We start from the raw sequence: 2570 nt of genomic DNA on the forward strand, positions 1-2570 counted from the left end.
CCGAGGTCGGAGTGGTGACCCTGACGCCGTGCGGGGAGCGGAACCACGCCTTCTGCCCGTACCACCATCTCGCCGGGGCGCGGCGGGACGGGCCCCTCAGTCGGCCGACTCGGTCCCCAGCATGGCGAGCCCCAGCTGGGTGAGCTCGGCGGAGACCTCGTCCGGGCGGGCCCGGCGGGGGCGGCGCGCGTGGTGGGCCATCAGCTCGTGGACCGTGCCGACCATGACCATCACCACGACCCGGTGGTCCCGCTCCTCCGCCTCCCCGCGCACCGCGGCCCGCTCGGCCTCACCGGTGAGGAAGTCGGCCCACAGACTCCGCCACCGCCTGCAGTGCTCGTCGACCGCCGGGCTCACGCCCAGCACCTCGACGAACGTCACCCGGGCCTCCCGGAGGTCCTGGGTCACCGCGGACACGTACGCGTCGAACAGGCGCCGGAAGCGCTCGGCCATCGGGCAGTCGTCCATCCCCTCCGAGAGCAGGGCCCGTTCCGCGGCCCGCAGCCCGTTGGTCGTGACCTGGTTGTGCAGGGCGGTCAGCACCCCCTCCCGGGAACCGAACTCCTCCCGGAGCACCTCCGCCGGCACCCCGGCCGTCTCGCACAGCGCCTGCTCCGACGTCTGCGCGTAGCCGTACACACCGAACAGCTCCAGCCCCGCTTCGAGCAGTTGCTCACGGGCCCGCGTACGCGCCCTGTCGACCGTGCCGGTCACCTGATCCACCGAGACATCCACCACGGGGTCCTCCTTCGTCTACCGCGTCTCCCACAGTTCGCGGCGGCGGCTGAGCGGGGCCGCGAGCGCACCGGAGGGTTTCCTCACCTCCGCATGGCGCGAGCGCCATTGTCCCGGCCCCGCCGGCCGCCCACCCACTCCGCCGCGCCGCCCGGCGGGTGGCGAACCCGAGTTCGGAATCGGCCGGGGCGCGTCGCCGACCTCCACCCGACCCGGCCCGCCCGCGGGAGGCCCAGGTCACATCCGCCCGTGTCACAGGGGGCCGGGCTGTCTCGTCCCAGGTATGCAGCCACTCACGACCACGGAGGAGCACACCATGGACGCGCGACTGAACCTCTTGACCGATCCGGCCGCCGGCAAGGCCCTCAAGCACTTCATGGCGGCGGGCAAGGCGATCAAGGAATCGCCCCTGCCCACCATGACGCAGGAACTGGTGGCACTGCGCGTCAGCCAGATCAACGGCTGCGCCTCCTGCATCGACATGCACACCAAGGACGCCACGGCCGCCGGTGAGAGCCCGGTACGCCTGCACCTGGTGGCGGCGTGGCGGGAGGCCACGGTCTTCACCGACGCGGAACGGGCCGCTCTGGAGGTCGCGGAGGAGGGGACCCGGATCGCGGACGCGGCCGACGGAGTCGGCGACGAGGTGTGGGCCGCCGCCGCCGAGCACTACGACGAGGAACAGCTCACCGCCCTGGTCGTCCTGATTGCCTTCATGAACACGGCGAACCGGTTGAACATCATGACCCGGCAGCCGGCCGGAGACTACGAGCCCGGCCAGTTCCACTGAGGGCCCGGACCCGGCGGGCGCCACCTCGCCCGCCGGGTCCGGGTGATCACACGAGGCCGCCTGCGCCGATGAGTACGGTCAGGTGGAGGTGTTCCGTACGAGGGAGCCGGCGTGAGCAACGTGAGCAAGGTGAAGGACTTCGAGGAGCTGCGGCCGCTGTTGTTCTCGATCGCCTACCGCATCCTCGGCAGTGTGAGTGAGGCCGAGGACGCGGTACAGGAGACATGGCTGCGTTTCGACGGCTCAGCGACCCTTCCCACCTCGGCGAAGGCCTTCCTCTCGACCACCGTGACGCGCCTCTCGATCGATGTCCTGCGCTCCGCACGGGTGCGGCGGGAGGAGTACGTCGGGCCGTGGTTCCCCGAGCCGCTGCTGAGCGATCCGTATCAGGATCCCGCGCGGTCGGTGGAGCTGGCCGACTCGGTCTCGATGGCGGCGCTGCTGTTGCTGGAGCGGCTCAGCCCGCTGGAGCGGGCGGTCTTCCTCCTGCGGGAGGTGTTCGCCTTCGGGTTCGAGGACATCGCCACGGCGGTGGGGCGTTCGGAGCCGGCCTGCCGGCAACTCCTGGTGCGGGCACGGCGGCACATGGAGGCGGGCCGTCCACGGTTCACAGCGGACCGTCGGGAGCGGAAGGAGCTGGCGACGAGGTTCTTCGCCGCGCTGAAGGACGGTGACGTGGGCGGGCTTCAGGAGCTGCTGGCCGCCGACGTGCAGCTGGTCGGGGACGGCGGCGGCAAGGCCCCGCAGCTGGCCAGGGCCGTCGTCGGCGCGGAGAAGGTGGCCCGGACGCTGGGTGGTTTCCTCCCCTGGCTCTTCCGGATCGACGTGACGCTCGAACCGCACGAGATCAACGGTCAGCCCGGCGCGATCTTCCACGACCGGGACGGCAAGATCCTGCACATCCTGGTCCTGGACGTGCTCGAAGGCCGGATCCAGACCATCCGCACGGTGCTCAACCCCGACAAGCTCGGCCACCTGGGGCCGGTCGGCGACGCCTGGGCCGTCAGCCGCGAGGTGAAGCGGGCCCGTCGGCGGACGCATCCGT

The 2570-nt window shown here is 71.6% G+C and carries 3 protein-coding genes; 2 read left to right on the forward strand and 1 reads right to left on the reverse strand.

Annotation, left to right across the window (positions count from 1 at the left end; genetic code table 11):
* Positions 1-96 precede the first annotated feature (96 nt).
* Positions 97-738 carry a TetR/AcrR family transcriptional regulator gene (locus tag ABZ371_RS31560; RefSeq protein ID WP_358686140.1) on the reverse strand — a complete coding sequence of 214 codons (642 nt, stop codon included), beginning with the start codon at positions 736-738 and terminating at the stop codon, positions 97-99.
* Positions 739-1051: 313 nt separating this feature from the next.
* Between ABZ371_RS31560 and ABZ371_RS31565 the strand changes: the two genes are divergently transcribed.
* Both ABZ371_RS31565 and ABZ371_RS31570 read left to right on the forward strand, forming a co-directional pair.
* On the forward strand, positions 1052-1525 hold the full coding sequence (locus ABZ371_RS31565; protein ID WP_358686142.1) for a carboxymuconolactone decarboxylase family protein: 474 nt from the start codon (positions 1052-1054) through the stop codon (positions 1523-1525).
* 120 nt (positions 1526-1645) lie between these two features.
* Positions 1646-2570, forward strand: a 925-nt coding sequence (locus ABZ371_RS31570; protein ID WP_358686145.1) for an RNA polymerase sigma-70 factor, incomplete at its 3' end; no start/stop codon positions are given.

The sequence above is a fragment of the Streptomyces sp. NPDC005899 genome (assembly GCF_040629645.1).
GTDB lineage: Bacteria > Actinomycetota > Actinomycetes > Streptomycetales > Streptomycetaceae > Streptomyces.